This window comes from Nocardioides flavus (ex Wang et al. 2016) (assembly GCF_014653115.1).
Classification (GTDB): domain Bacteria; phylum Actinomycetota; class Actinomycetes; order Propionibacteriales; family Nocardioidaceae; genus Nocardioides; species Nocardioides flavus.
Genome location: NZ_BNAD01000001.1, coordinates 617,243 through 629,307, shown reverse-complemented (window position 1 = coordinate 629,307; position 12,065 = coordinate 617,243). Strand labels below are relative to the sequence as shown.

Annotated in this window: 13 protein-coding genes and 1 tRNA gene; 3 read left to right on the top strand and 11 right to left on the bottom strand. The window is 70.8% G+C overall.

Features of this window, described 5'->3' with window-relative positions; all coding sequences use genetic code 11:
- Positions 1-3: 3 nt before the first annotated feature.
- Positions 4-756 carry a DUF881 domain-containing protein gene (locus IE200_RS03080; protein WP_191277861.1) on the bottom strand — a complete coding sequence of 251 codons (753 nt, stop codon included), beginning with the start codon at positions 754-756 and terminating at the stop codon, positions 4-6.
- Positions 757-848: 92 nt separating this feature from the next.
- On the opposite strand from IE200_RS03080, the gene IE200_RS03075 reads away from it, so the two are divergent.
- The gene (locus IE200_RS03075) at positions 849-1,301 is read left to right on the top strand and encodes a cell division protein CrgA (RefSeq protein ID WP_191277860.1); all 453 of its coding nucleotides are present in this window, start codon (positions 849-851) and stop codon (positions 1,299-1,301) included.
- Between the two features lie 293 nt (positions 1,302-1,594).
- Here the strand turns inward: IE200_RS03075 and IE200_RS03070 are convergent, their stop codons facing one another.
- Positions 1,595-2,539 carry a rhomboid family intramembrane serine protease gene (locus IE200_RS03070; RefSeq protein ID WP_191277859.1) on the bottom strand — a complete coding sequence of 315 codons (945 nt, stop codon included), beginning with the start codon at positions 2,537-2,539 and terminating at the stop codon, positions 1,595-1,597.
- 51 nt (positions 2,540-2,590) lie between these two features.
- A complete protein-coding gene (locus tag IE200_RS03065) occupies positions 2,591-3,103 on the bottom strand; it encodes a peptidylprolyl isomerase (protein ID WP_191277858.1) in 513 nt (170 codons plus the stop codon).
- A gap of 128 nt (positions 3,104-3,231) precedes the next feature.
- On the opposite strand from IE200_RS03065, the gene IE200_RS03060 reads away from it, so the two are divergent.
- Entirely contained in the window at positions 3,232-4,056 is an 825-nt protein-coding gene (locus IE200_RS03060) for a hypothetical protein (protein WP_191277857.1), read from the top strand.
- Between the two features lie 174 nt (positions 4,057-4,230).
- Here IE200_RS03060 and IE200_RS03055 read toward each other — a convergent pair whose 3' ends face one another.
- From IE200_RS03055 to IE200_RS03025, 7 genes are all read right to left on the bottom strand, one after another.
- Complete coding sequence (locus tag IE200_RS03055; RefSeq protein ID WP_191277856.1) at positions 4,231-5,241, bottom strand: lysophospholipid acyltransferase family protein; 1,011 nt, start codon at positions 5,239-5,241, stop codon at positions 4,231-4,233.
- Positions 5,238-6,068, bottom strand: a complete 831-nt coding sequence (locus IE200_RS03050; RefSeq protein WP_191277855.1) for a patatin-like phospholipase family protein — start codon at positions 6,066-6,068, stop codon at positions 5,238-5,240. The genes IE200_RS03055 and IE200_RS03050 overlap by 4 nt, the downstream gene beginning before the upstream one ends.
- 31 nt (positions 6,069-6,099) lie before the next feature.
- Complete coding sequence (locus IE200_RS03045; protein ID WP_191277854.1) at positions 6,100-6,480, bottom strand: DUF3817 domain-containing protein; 381 nt, start codon at positions 6,478-6,480, stop codon at positions 6,100-6,102.
- A 24-nt stretch (positions 6,481-6,504) separates the two neighbouring features.
- Positions 6,505-7,233: an SURF1 family protein gene (locus IE200_RS03040; RefSeq protein ID WP_191277853.1), complete on the bottom strand. Its 729-nt coding sequence runs from the start codon at positions 7,231-7,233 to the stop codon at positions 6,505-6,507.
- A gap of 91 nt (positions 7,234-7,324) precedes the next feature.
- Positions 7,325-7,558 carry a hypothetical protein gene (locus IE200_RS03035; protein ID WP_191277852.1) on the bottom strand — a complete coding sequence of 78 codons (234 nt, stop codon included), beginning with the start codon at positions 7,556-7,558 and terminating at the stop codon, positions 7,325-7,327.
- Positions 7,559-7,690: 132 nt separating this feature from the next.
- Positions 7,691-8,362, bottom strand: coding sequence for a leucine efflux protein LeuE (leuE, locus tag IE200_RS03030; protein ID WP_191277851.1), 672 nt, complete (start codon positions 8,360-8,362; stop codon positions 7,691-7,693).
- Between the two features lie 84 nt (positions 8,363-8,446).
- Positions 8,447-8,522, bottom strand: a tRNA-Ala gene (locus IE200_RS03025).
- Between the two features lie 125 nt (positions 8,523-8,647).
- On the opposite strand from IE200_RS03025, the gene IE200_RS03020 reads away from it, so the two are divergent.
- Positions 8,648-9,841: a tyrosine-type recombinase/integrase gene (locus tag IE200_RS03020; protein ID WP_191277850.1), complete on the top strand. Its 1,194-nt coding sequence runs from the start codon at positions 8,648-8,650 to the stop codon at positions 9,839-9,841.
- Here the strand turns inward: IE200_RS03020 and IE200_RS03015 are convergent.
- Positions 9,790-12,057: a hypothetical protein gene (locus IE200_RS03015; RefSeq protein ID WP_191277849.1), complete on the bottom strand. Its 2,268-nt coding sequence runs from the start codon at positions 12,055-12,057 to the stop codon at positions 9,790-9,792. The genes IE200_RS03020 and IE200_RS03015 overlap by 52 nt on opposite strands.
- Positions 12,058-12,065 lie beyond the last annotated feature (8 nt).

Here is a 12,065-nt window from a genome sequence, read left to right as displayed (position 1 = left end):
CGGTCAGCCGGCCATCGGGGTGGCGTACGTGAGGTCGAGGAGGCCGGAGTACGCCGGGGCGACCGCGGACTCGAGCCCGGCCATGTCCCAGAACACGCCGCCGCCCGGGATCTGGGTGTAGTCGCGGTAGGTCGCGAGGATCGGGTCGGTGGTCAGCTCGGCTTCCATCCGGGCGGTGTCGCCGATGCCGACGATGACGTAGGGCGGCGAGTAGGGGATGCCGTGGAGGGTCACCTGGTTGCCCTCGCACTTGATGCCCGTGGTCGAGATCAGCCGCTGGCCCTGGATGGTGACCGCCTCGGCGCCGGCGCTCCACATCGCGTTCGCGACCGCCTGGATGTCCTGCTGGTGCACGACGAGGTCGTTGGGGTCGCCCTCGTAGGCGAGCCGGGCCTCCTCCGGTGCGTCGTCGAGGGTGACCTGCACGGCCGCCCCTGCGATCTCCGTGAGGCCGGCCGGGTCGACGAGGGTCGCGATCTTCTCCTGGACCCGTCCGACGGAGCGGTCGCCGAGCTGGGTGCTGAGCGCCTCCACCTCGGCGTTGAGGTCGGCGACCTGCGCGGTGAGCTCGGCCGCCTCGTCGCGCTCGGCACGCACGACGGAGGCGAGGTCGGTGAGCCGTCCGCCGCGAAGGTCGAGACCGTCGCTCTGCTCGGCGCTGACCGCGAAGAGCACCCCGCTCAGCAGCACGACCACCGGCGTCGCGACGCGCCACGCGCGACGACGCGTGGGGGACGAGTGGGACGGGGAGGGCATGACGACTACGCTAACCCCCCGGCGGGCGCCGCGGCGCCCGTGCCCGGCGCCACGAGCCGCCGGGACCGATCAGCCGAGCCACAGGAGCTGCAGTGTCCAAGTCCCCGACGGTCACCACCGAGCAGAGGAGCACGCTCTTCAGCCCGAGGTTCCTGGTCGCCCTGCTGCTCGTCGTCGCCGGCATCGGCTGGATCGTCTTCTACTACGTCCAGGGCCGGGGCAACCCGCTGGCCTTCCCACCTGTCGACGGCAGCCCGCAGGCGGTCTCCGACCTCGGCCGGTGGAACTACGCGATCGGCTTCGGCCTGCTGATGCTCGGCCTGATGATCTCGGCGCACCCCTCCACCCCGCTCGGCCGTGGCCGCGGCGTCGTGGCCGGCATGCTGGGCTGCTTCCTGGTCGGCCTGCTGTGGATCTGCACCTTCTACGTCTTCTCCGACGACCTCTCGGCGCTGTGGGTCTTCAACGACCTCGGCCAGTGGAACCTGGTCGTCGGCATCGCGTTCATGGCGGTCGGCTTCAGCTTCGCGACCAAGTGGGAGTAGGTTCTCCCTCGGCCCGGTGACCGGGCCGACCATTCGTCGCCTCGAGCGGTGAGTGAGGCGCCTTCCTGGGGAAGGGAAGGCGTCTCTCTCACCGCTCGAGTCGATTTCAGGGACCGTGGGCTGGGCCCGAGATATCCCCACTGTGGACAACGCCTGTGGAGAATTACACGCCTGTAGTTATCCACACCTGTGTGCACACCTGTGGGAAATCGGCGGCCACCCGCGCGTACGACTCAGCCCCCGCCTCCGCGTCGTACGACGAGGGACGGGGGCTGTCGGCCCGGAGGCTCGGGTCAGGTCAGGGACGCGCCGCGCACCAGCGCGAGGACGACCAGCACGACGGCCAGGGCACCGAGCCCGACCCACTGCACGAGCGAGCGCTGCGCCTTCGGGGCGTACGCCACGATCGCCGCGGCCGCGACACCCCCGAGGAAGCCGCCGAGGTGCCCCTGCCAGGAGATCATCCGCCAGCCGACGACGGTGATGACCGCGCCGAGCACGAGGTTCTGCACGAGCCACTGGGCGTTGAGCCGCGCCTTGCGGGCGACCACGAGCAGCGCCCCGAGGAGCCCGAAGATTGCGCCCGAGGCGCCGACCGTCGCGCCGTACTCGAAGCTGAGCCACATCACCAGCGCCGAGGAGGCCAGGCCGCTGACGAGGTAGATCGCGAGGAACCGGGTGCGACCGACGATGCCCTCGAGCGTGGGCCCGAGGATGAACACGGCGAACATGTTGAGCGCGACGTGCCAGATCTCGACGTGGGTGAACACGCTCGTCATCAGCTGCCACCAGGCGCCGTCGGCGACGCCGGCGACCTCCCGTACGGCCGGGCTGGCGCACAGCGGGTGGCCCTGGTCGTAGATGTAGCCGTCGCCGGGCGCGCAGTAGCCGTTGGGCCGGAGCGCGAACAGCTCCACGACCCGGGAGCGGTTGCCCCCGGTCGCGGTGATCGCCAGCCACACGAGCGCGTTGATCCCGATGATGACGAACGACGTCAGCCGGGGGTCGGCGCTGCGCTCCCCGCCGTACATCGCGCGGTTCTGGCGCGAGCCCTTGTTGGCCTGCTTGACGCAGTCGGGGCACTGGAAGCCCACCGCGGCGTCACGCATGCAGTCCGGGCAGATCGGCCGGTCGCAGCGCTGGCAGCGGATCCAGGTCTCGCGGTCGGGGTGCCGGTAGCACGTCGGCACCCCGGCCGCGGCCTGGTCGGCAGTCGGCCTCTCGGGCGGCTGGGTCATCGGGGTCGGGGGCGTCGGTCAGGTGTCGGACAGGTGTCGGTCAGGAGGTGGTCAGCGCTCGATCGTGACCGACTCGATGACCACGGGCTCCTGCGGGCGGTCCATCGCACCGGTGGGGGTGGTGGCGATCGCGTCGACGACGTCGCGGCTGGCCTGGTCGGCGACCTCGCCGAAGATCGTGTGCTTGCGGTTGAGCCACGGGGTGGCGCCGACGGTGATGAAGAACTGCGAGCCGTTGGTGCCGGGGCCGGCGTTGGCCATGGCCAGCAGGTAGGGCTTGTCGAAGACGAGCTCGGGGTGGATCTCGTCCTTGAAGGTGTAGCCCGGGCCGCCGGTGCCGGTGCCGAGCGGGCAGCCGCCCTGGATCATGAAGCCCTCGATGACTCGGTGGAAGCCGAGGCCGTCGTAGTACTTCTCGCCGGTGCGGCCCGCGTCGTCGCGGTAGTCCTTGGTGCCCTCGGCCAGGCCGACGAAGTTCTCGACGGTCTCGGGCGCGTGGTTGGGGAAGAGGTCGATGACGATGTCGCCCCGGTTGGTCTTCAGGGTCGCCTTCAGGTCGGCCATGGGATGTGCCTCTCGAGTGATGTCGGTGTGCGACCCGATCCTGCCACGCGCCCCCCACACCCGGACGGGGCTGGTCGCGTCAGGGTGCCCATGGTGAGATGGACGCACACTGACTGAGGAGGTCACGCATGCCTTTCGGCCGCAAGAAGACCCTGATGGACCGGGCCCAGGACTACGTCGAGCAGGTCACCGAGACCGTCACCGACACCGTCGTCCCCCAGCTGGAGTCAGCCTGGGAACAGGCGGTGGAGAAGGCCGGACCGGCGATCGCCGAGGCGCGCGAGAAGGCGCAGCCGTTGATCGCCGACGGCCGCACGAAGGCCGCCGGTGCCGCCACCGCGGGCGCCGCCGTCGCCGCCGCGAAGACCGCGGAGGCCCGCGAGAAGGCCGCCCCCCTGCTGGCGGAGGTTCGCGCCAACGCCGCTGACAAGGCGGCCGTCGCCGCCTCCCTCGCCGCCGAGCGTGCGGCCGAGGGTCGCGAGCTCGCGGCAGCCAAGGTCAACGAGCTGCGCGGCGTCGAGCCCGAGCCCAAGGGCGGCAAGCTCAAGAAGTTCCTGCTCCTCACCGGCCTGCTGGCCGTGGGCGGTTTCGTGTTCAGCAAGCTCAAGGGCAAGCAGGACGCCGAGGCGAACTGGCAGTCGACCTACGTGCCCCCGGCGCCCCCGAAGCCGGCCACGCCCGCCGCTCCGACCCCGCCGCCCACGCCCGCCTCGCCGGCGAGCACCTCCGCGGCGCCGGGCGGTGACCCGCTCACCGACCCGCTGCCGCCCGAGGCCACCGGGGACGTCAGCGCGGACGACGTCGTGACCGTCGACCCGCCGGCCACCGACGACACCGGCGGCGGCGAGCCGGGCGAGGCGATCAGCGACTCGGTCGAGGAGGCGCACCCCGCCACCACGCCCGACGCGCCCGCCGACGTCATCGACATCGACGACGTGCCGAAGAAGCACTGAGCCACCGCACCACCGCGTACGCCGCTCCGGGCGGTGCTCCAGCCACATTCGCCGACTGGCGAAGGTGGGTGGGGCACCGCCCGAGTCGTGTCCACGCCCGTACGCGCCCGGCGGCGGTGGTCCACCCACATTCCGCGGCCCCCGGACGCGGGTGGACCACCGCTCCCGCGGGGGTCAGGCGGGGCGGTTGTCCTCGACCCACGCGTCGATGCGCTCCCACCAGCCGTAGAGCCAGTCGATGCGCTCGTCGCGGTCCGCCGGGACGTCCTCGCGCGCGACCCGCCACCACCGCATGGTGATCTGCTTGTCCATCGGCAGCTCGCGCCACAGGTCGCCGACGGTGAGCAGGTGGTCGAGGCCGGTGTGGGCCACCATCAGCACGTCCGCGTCGGGCGCGGCCTCGAGCGCGGCGAGCACGCCGCCCGGGCGGGGCGCCAGCACGTGCACCATCTCCTCGGCACGCGCCGCCATCCGCTCCAGGCCGAGCTTCCTGAGCCGGGCTATCGCCCGGTCGCGGCGCTCGGGGGTGAAGTTGCCGCCCTCGGGGAAGATCACGAACGCGTCGTTGGCGTCCAGGCTCTCGGCGAGCGAGGCGATCTGCGACTCGAGGTCCTCGCCGGCCGCCGGGTTGGGGGAGATGAAGCGCGCCGGGACGCGGTTGAGGATCACGTCGATGGCGGGGTCCCACGCCAAGGTGTTCTTCAGCACCACCCGCGGCTCGCGGTGGTACCAGTGCAGCAGGGCGTACATCAGCATGAACGAGTCACCGGGGCCGGCGTGCCGGCACATCACGATCACCGGACCGTCCACCGCGCGCGAGGGGTGCGGCCCGTCGGTGCGGATCCGCAGCGCGAGCACGCGCCGCGCCTCGCGGAAGAACACGATGAGCGTGCCCTGCACCAGGTCGTAGTGGATGCCGGCGAAGTAGGGCGAGCGGATCCGCCAGCCGAAGCCGCTGGCCAGCCACAGGCCGAGCAGCACCGCGAGGAGCAGGGTCTCGAAGGTGGCGTAGAGCAGGACCAGCCACAGCACGCGCAGCGCCCGCCACCGCCCGGGCAGCACGGGCGCGAGGGCCGCGGCGACGAGCAGCCAGCCCGGCAGGGTGACCCACATCAGCACGGTGGCCGCCACCACCGCGGGCGCGACGACCAGCCGGCGGACTGCCCAGACGGCGGGGTGTCTCATGACGCGCCGAGGTGGTCGTCGAGGTAGGCCCGCGACGCGGCGTACGTGGCGTCGATGCGGCCCTGCACGCGGGAGAAGTCGCGGTGGGCGCGCAGCGAGTCGTCGCGCGCCGAGGTGCCGGCGGCGGGCAGGACGTGAGCCTCGACGCCTTCGGGGATCGCCGCGATCTCGCGCATGAACCGGTGTCGCCGGGCGACCTCGAAGCTGACCCGCGCCACCTGCCACGGCCGCGTGGGCGGCTTGAGCGGGCGGTCGATCCGCCCGACCTGGAGGACGAAGACCCGGGTGGCGCCGAGCTCGACCGCACGCCCGACCGGGATCGAGTTGACCAGGCCGCCGTCGAGGAAGTGCTCACCGTCGACCTCGGCCGGCGGGAGGAGGCCGGGCACGGCGGCGCTGGCGAGGATCGCGGGCACCACCGGGCCGCTGGTGAACCAGTGCTCAGCCGCCCGCTCGATGCTCGCCGCGCACACCTCGAGCCGCACCGGGAGGTCCTCGATCCGGGTGTCGCCGAACTCCTCCTCCAGCCGTGTCCGCAGGGGCGTCGAGGAATAGATGTGGGTGCCGGTCGACACCGCGCGCCGTACGGTGCGCAGCGGACGGTCGCCGTAGACGTCGCGGCTCTCGGCGGTCGCGGCCCACAGCTCGGTGAGCCGCTCGACGACCTCGAGACCGGGCTGCCGGGCGACCATGGCGCCGTTGAGGGCGCCGACGCTGGTGCCGAGGACGAGGTCGGGGACGATCCCGCGCTCGAGCAGCGCGCGCAGCATGCCTACCTCGACGGCGCCGAGGACGCCCCCACCGCCGAGCACGAACGCCGTCACCATGGGACAGACCCTAGTGACCCGCCACCCTGGTTCAGGCCAGCTCGGGGTGCTCGGCCCGTACGCGCCTCGTCGCGCGGCGCTCGGCCCAGAACGACAGCAGCGGGATCGTCCCGCACGCGAGCGTGACCAGCGTGAACGGCAGGTCCCACCCGGCGCGACGCGAGAGCAGGAACGCGCTGAAGAGGAAGATCATGTAGAGCCAGCCGTGCGCGACGCCGAGGTAGGTCGTGATCAGCTCGCCGACGTGCTGGGCGTCGGAGCCGGTGGTGACCCAGGCGGGCGTGCTGTCGAAGACGCCCCACATGGGGGATCCGTCGAAGTTGGCCAGCGGCACGCCGACCAGGCAGAGCACCACGAGGAGGACGCCGACGATCGCGGCCATCACGCGGTAGGCGGTGAGGTTGCGGGACACGGCGGCAAAGGTATCCGGCACGACCTATCCCGCCGTCGCCGAGGGCAGCTGGGGGGCGGTCACGTCGCGCCGCCAGCGCCACCAGATGAAGGCCGCGAAGGCACCGAAGACCCACCACTCGACCGCGTAGAGGAGGTTGCGGATGCCGGTGGTCCGGCTGGGGGTGGGCAGCGCCTCGAGCTCGGCCTCCTCCAGCCCGGCGGCCGGCTCCTGGCTGATCACGTAGGCGGAGTAGAGGTCGAGGTCGACGCGCTGGACGGCGTCGGCGACGCGGATCTCCGGGAAGACGTCGTCGGACGGGTCGTCGTCGGTCACCAGGCTCCCCTCGGGTGCCTGCAGCCAGCCCGTCACCTCCTCGCTGCCGCTCACCGCGAGGAGCTCGGCGTCGGGTCGCGGCGCCCACCCGCGTACGACGAGGACGGCCGCCTCGCCCGTCCGCAGCGGTGCCACCGCCCAGTAGCCCGGCTGGTCACCGCGGTCGCGGTCGGCGACCCAGAAGCCGCCGTCGAGCCACTCGCCGGCGATCTCGACGGGGCGTCCGAGGTCGGGCGCGGGGAACGGGTCGTCGTTGCCCATCACCTGCTCCAGCGGCACCGGTGCGATGCCGGTGAGGTCGCGCGCCTCGGCCTCGCGCGAGGCCTGCCACGCGTCGTACTGCCACTTCCCGAGCATCCCGGCGACGGCGACCAGCACCAGCGTCAGGGCCGCGGCGCCGAGGTCGGTCAGCAGGCCGGGTCGGCGGGGCGCGGTCACGAGCCCGATTGTCCCAGCCGGGCGGTGAGTCGTCAGACGCGCCCGTGGGCACGACCGGCGTGGGCGTGACGCGCGCCATGTGCGCCACGGATCACGACGGCTCGTCCGGGTTCGTCCGCCCAGCGTCCTCGGCGGAGTCGGCGGTGTCGGCGGTGTCGGCGGTGTCGGCGGGCTTCGCACGCTCGCGGTAGGTCTCGCCGGCGAGGTAGCGCATCAGGGCCGCCTCGACCTCGTCGCTCTTGCTGGTCCTGTGCTGCCTGGCTCCGACGGCGTCACGAGCCTCGCGCGCCGCTGCGGCCTTCTCCACCTCGTCGAATCCGTCCACCGCCTCCCACCTCCTCGGGCTCGGGGACCGCCTACGCGCCGGTTGCACGCCGCCGTCCTGATACCCAGCCTGCGCGCCCGCACCCGCGCGCACCAGAGCCGAAGGGCCCGGGGACTGTCGGTGCGGGGGTGCTCAGGCCGAGGCGAGCGCGAGCTTGACCGCGAACCCGACGAACACGGCCCCGACCGCCGACGTCGCGCCCGCCGACAGCGCCTTGCGCCGGCGGAAGGCTGCTGCCAGGTGCGTGCCCGCGAAGATCAGGACGCTGAGGTACGCCGCGCTGGCGAGCGTCGCGAGCGTGCCGAGGACGAGGAAGGACAGGACCGGGTGGGCGTACGCCGGGTCGACGAACTGCACGAAGAACGCCACGAAGAACAGGATCGCCTTGGGGTTGAGCAGGCTGATCACCAGCGCCCGTCGGTAGGGCCGCTCCCCGCGTCCCTGCGGCTCCACGCCGGCCTCGACGGCCGCGTCGGCGATCTGGTCGGCGACCGGTACGCGTGAGTGCCAGATGCCCCACGCCGCACGCAGCATGCCGATCGCGAGCCAGAGCAGGTACGACGCGCCCGCCCACTTCACCACGGCGAACGCCGCGGGGTTGGCCTGGAGCAGCGAGGCCACGCCGGCCGCGGACAGGGTCATGAGGACCGCGTCGCCTGTCCACACCCCCGCAGCTCCGGCGTACCCGCTGCGAACCCCCCGTCGTGCCGCGACGGAGAGGACGTAGAGCGAGTTCGGTCCCGGCAGCAGGATGATCAGGACCAGGCCGACGAGGTAGGTCGGGAGGTCGGTGATGCCCAGCACCCGACCAGTGTGGCGCCGCGACCCGGGCGCGCGGAACTGATTTCGAGGGGTGGGCTGGACCTCACACGACTGCTGGTCAGGAAGTGGTGGAGCCTAGGGGACTCGAACCCCTAACCCCCTGCTTGCAAAGCAGGTGCGCTACCAATTGCGCCAAGGCCTCTAACGCTCAGATCCACGGTCAGGTGGGGCCATTCCTCCCCTTTGACGGAGGTTTATTCCCCCACCAGTCCCCCACGGGATATACGCTTGAGCAGGGGGTTGAGTGTATCGGCGGCGGAGGCGGCGATGGCAAAGCGGGGCTTCGGGGAGATCGAGCGGCGGGTGAGCGCCGCAGGCACGGTGTCGTATCGAGCGCGCTACGCGATGCCCGACGGCACCCGCTACTCGCGCACGCTGGCCACCAAGGTCGACGCCGAGGCGTGGCTGGCCACCGAGCGGGCGCTGATCGACCGTGACGCCTGGGCGCCGCCGGCGGTGCGGAAGGCGGAGGACGAGAGGCGGAGGCAGGAGGCCGCGGTCAACACGCTGCGGGCGTACGCCGAGCGCTACCTGGCCGAGCGGCCACTGCGCCCCAATACTGCGCACAACTACCGGGCGCTGCTTTCCTCTCGGATTCTGCCGGTACTCGGAGACCTGCCGTTGAAGTCGGTGACCCTCGCCGAGATCAAGGCGTGGCGCGCCGCCATGGATCCGAAGACGACAGCCGCGAACGCCGCGGCCTACCGCCTGCTGCGCTCGATCCTCCAAGCGGCCGAGGAGGAGGAGCTCCTCGATCGCGCGCCGCCGAAGATCCGCGGCGCCTCCGCTGCGCGGGTGTCCGGGGTCGCCGTTCCCGCGACACTCGACGAGATCGCGGTGATCACCGACGCGATGCCCGAGCGACTGAAGCTCTTCATCGTCCTCGCCGCCTTCGTCGGCCTGCGCCAAGGCGAGCTCCTCGAGCTGCGTCGCTCGGACATCGACGAAGTGACCGGCCGGATCAGCGTGAACCGCAAGGTCGACAAGGACGCCGTGCCCGGCGCCACCGGCGCCTGCCCGAAGTGCGGCCGCGCGATCAGCGCGCCCAAGACGGCGAGCGGAATCCGCACGGTCCATGTCCCGCCCCCGTTCCTGCCGATGCTCCAGCGGCACCTCTCGGAGTACGCGGCTACCGGCCCGGCCGGACTGCTGTTCCCCGGCGACCGTTCCGACCACATGAGCGTCCGCTACCTGATGGACCGCTACCGCCCAGCTCGGAAGGCCGCCGGCCGCGAGGACCTCACGATCCACCACCTCCGCCACACAGCGCTCACCCTTGCCGGCCAGCACGGCGCAACGGCGGCCGAGCTCCAGGCGCGCGCCGGCCATGCATCCCAGGCCGCGATGGCGATCTACCAACACGCCACCCGTGACCGCGACCGGGCACTCGCAGCGAAGATCGGGGAAACCTACACGGCTTGGAGGTCCGCGACCTCGTCGTCCGGCGCAACGGAGGCGTAGACGGCATCGAGCCGGTGGTACTCGTCGTCATCGAATTCCGGTGGGGCATTGGTCGCGATGACCGTTGTGTCCCAGAGCCGATCGTCAGTGCTTGGCCGCGGGGTGAGAAGTACGCCGACGCTCCATGGCCAGATGGGTCCCTTCGCGTCGGACTGCATTAGGAACCGTTGTCGCCGATGGAGAAGCCAGGTACGGAACATCTCCTGGTAGTACCCGGTGAGTTTCCCCATGCACGTGAACGACAGATGCAGCTCGCCATGGTCGACATAGAGGAGCCGATGCTCGACCCTGAGCTGGCCTTCGGGCGCTTGGCTGCATGCGATGAGCCGCCGCAGCAGCAGGCGCCCCAGCTCGGCGCGGTTGGTAACAGCCACGCGGTCGATGTGGGCAAGCATCTGCACTCGATCGGTCTCATCGCCGGTGAAGTCCGTTGCGGCGATGTCTTCCAATACGCGCTGGAAGACCCGGAATCCGAGTTCATCCCTAGCCGACGCCGGATCCTTGGGCAGCAAGGGGCCGCTCTCAGGTTCAACCCCGCCGTCATACATCCAGTCCGGCAACGCACTCGGAGGAGCTTGGAGATCTTTGTTGGCGAGGTCGAAGTACCGATGCGTCTCTGATCCGAGTTCGGCCGTCTCGTTCTCAGCGGCGACGCGGTGGACGTAGTCGACAACTGCCGACGCCGACCTCAACTGATTCCAGAGGAACTCCCAGTCGCGACGCAGCATGACAACGCTCGGGCCGTCGGCGTCCGCGGCTGGGAAGACCTCCCTTGGAGGGCTTGGATGATCAAGGACGACGACGGGCACCCATGCCACTCGGCTTCCGGCAAGGCGAACCGGACGACCTCGCAGGTTGTCTAGCGTCATGCCCCCGGATTGAAATGAGGTTCGGATCGTCCCCCGTGCTTGCTTGAGCCCCGCGGTCGCGTTCTTTAGGAGCCATGACCGGGCGCGTTCGGCCGAGTCCGGCGTAGCCGTTGACCTTGCCTTCACCTGGAGAGCGATGCCGCGGCCTCCTGACACGATCGTCCCGTCGCCGATCTCGCGAAGGCCGCTGCCCTTTGGAACGACCTTTGGTCGAAGCACGAAGTCCGGCAAGCCCCATCGACCTGCTGCAGCGCGTGTCGCGTTCTCGACGGCAGAGCCGTACTGCTCACCCGGGGGCAACGCTTCCGCAGCCGGGATCTCCCGCCCGACGACGCGACCGCCGCGGAGCGCCATGTACGTCATCACGCCATCGTCGTTGCCGTAAATCGCCATGCCTTGATCCGACTCGAGAATTGCCCGTCGAGACTCCTCCTCTTGATCGGGATCATCGAACCGAACGGGCAGCCACACCTCAGTGGGCGCCGACGGCATGAGGGCGTCGAGGGCATCCAGCCTGTCGGTTGCCTTGTCCGTCCTGAGGGACTGCTCGAGCACCTCGATGAAAGTTCGCACGATGGTGAGAAGGGCGTCCATCCGACGATTCAGGTTGTCGTCGGCGTCGAGCGGCCACGGTGGCGCGTTCAAGATCGGGTCGAAGTAGACGCTCGGGTTGCCCGAGAACGTCTCCGGCGGAAGGCGCGGACTCACCGTCAGGATCGCCAGCCGCTTGGGGACGTCCAGCAGTCCGGGCTCATCGATCGTGATTGAGGCTAGCGCGTAGCCGTCCGGCAAGTTGGGCTGCGGGTTGGCCCGTCCGGCCCAGATCGAAACCAGCTCGCCGCCCGCCTGCGCCCGGATGATCGCCTGGGCCAGGTGCCGCATGTGGACCCCGACGAATCCGTCCCTCGCAAAAGGCTGCACGTCGCGGAGCACGTTCACCTGGTCCGGCCGGAGACCCATGAGCTGGCCGTCGTATGGGAGGTCATCAAACTCCGTTGCTTCGAAACAGAGGGGCATCGAGTGCTTGTCGACGGCGAGGATGCCGAACCCTACGTTCGCCACGGCTGCGCCAAGGACAGCAGCGTCCATGGCGTTCTTGACCTCCGCGACCAACTCGGCCGCCGCCTCGTCGACGGCGCGCTGCAGCGCGTCGGTTGGGCGGTACGCACACCAAAGTTCCGCGGTGTCCTCGCTCGTCTCCACCAGCCAGGCAGAGAATGGGCCATCCCGGCGGATCTCGTTCCAGAGTCGGATGCATTCACGCCGTTGCTCCAGCGCGCGGCTGAGATGAATCCGCGCGCTGACGAGCAGGCGGGGAGCCCCAACGTGTTCGGCGAGCTGCGGCATGGCGCAAG

Excerpts from the sequence above, each read along its gene's own strand:
- IE200_RS03015 (WP_191277849.1), bottom strand. The coding sequence starts at position 12,057 with ATGCCGCAGCTCGCCGAACACGTTGGGGCTCCCCGCCTGCTCGTCAGC.
- IE200_RS03050 (WP_191277855.1), bottom strand. The coding sequence starts at position 6,068 with ATGGTGACGGCGTTCGTGCTCGGCGGTGGGGGCGTCCTCGGCGCCGTC.
- IE200_RS03055 (WP_191277856.1), bottom strand. The coding sequence starts at position 5,241 with ATGAGACACCCCGCCGTCTGGGCAGTCCGCCGGCTGGTCGTCGCGCCC.
- IE200_RS03060 (WP_191277857.1), top strand. The coding sequence starts at position 3,232 with ATGCCTTTCGGCCGCAAGAAGACCCTGATGGACCGGGCCCAGGACTAC.
- IE200_RS03065 (WP_191277858.1), bottom strand. The coding sequence starts at position 3,103 with ATGGCCGACCTGAAGGCGACCCTGAAGACCAACCGGGGCGACATCGTC.
- IE200_RS03070 (WP_191277859.1), bottom strand. The coding sequence starts at position 2,539 with ATGACCCAGCCGCCCGAGAGGCCGACTGCCGACCAGGCCGCGGCCGGG.
- IE200_RS03020 (WP_191277850.1), top strand. The coding sequence starts at position 8,648 with ATGGCAAAGCGGGGCTTCGGGGAGATCGAGCGGCGGGTGAGCGCCGCA.
- IE200_RS03080 (WP_191277861.1), bottom strand. The coding sequence starts at position 756 with ATGCCCTCCCCGTCCCACTCGTCCCCCACGCGTCGTCGCGCGTGGCGC.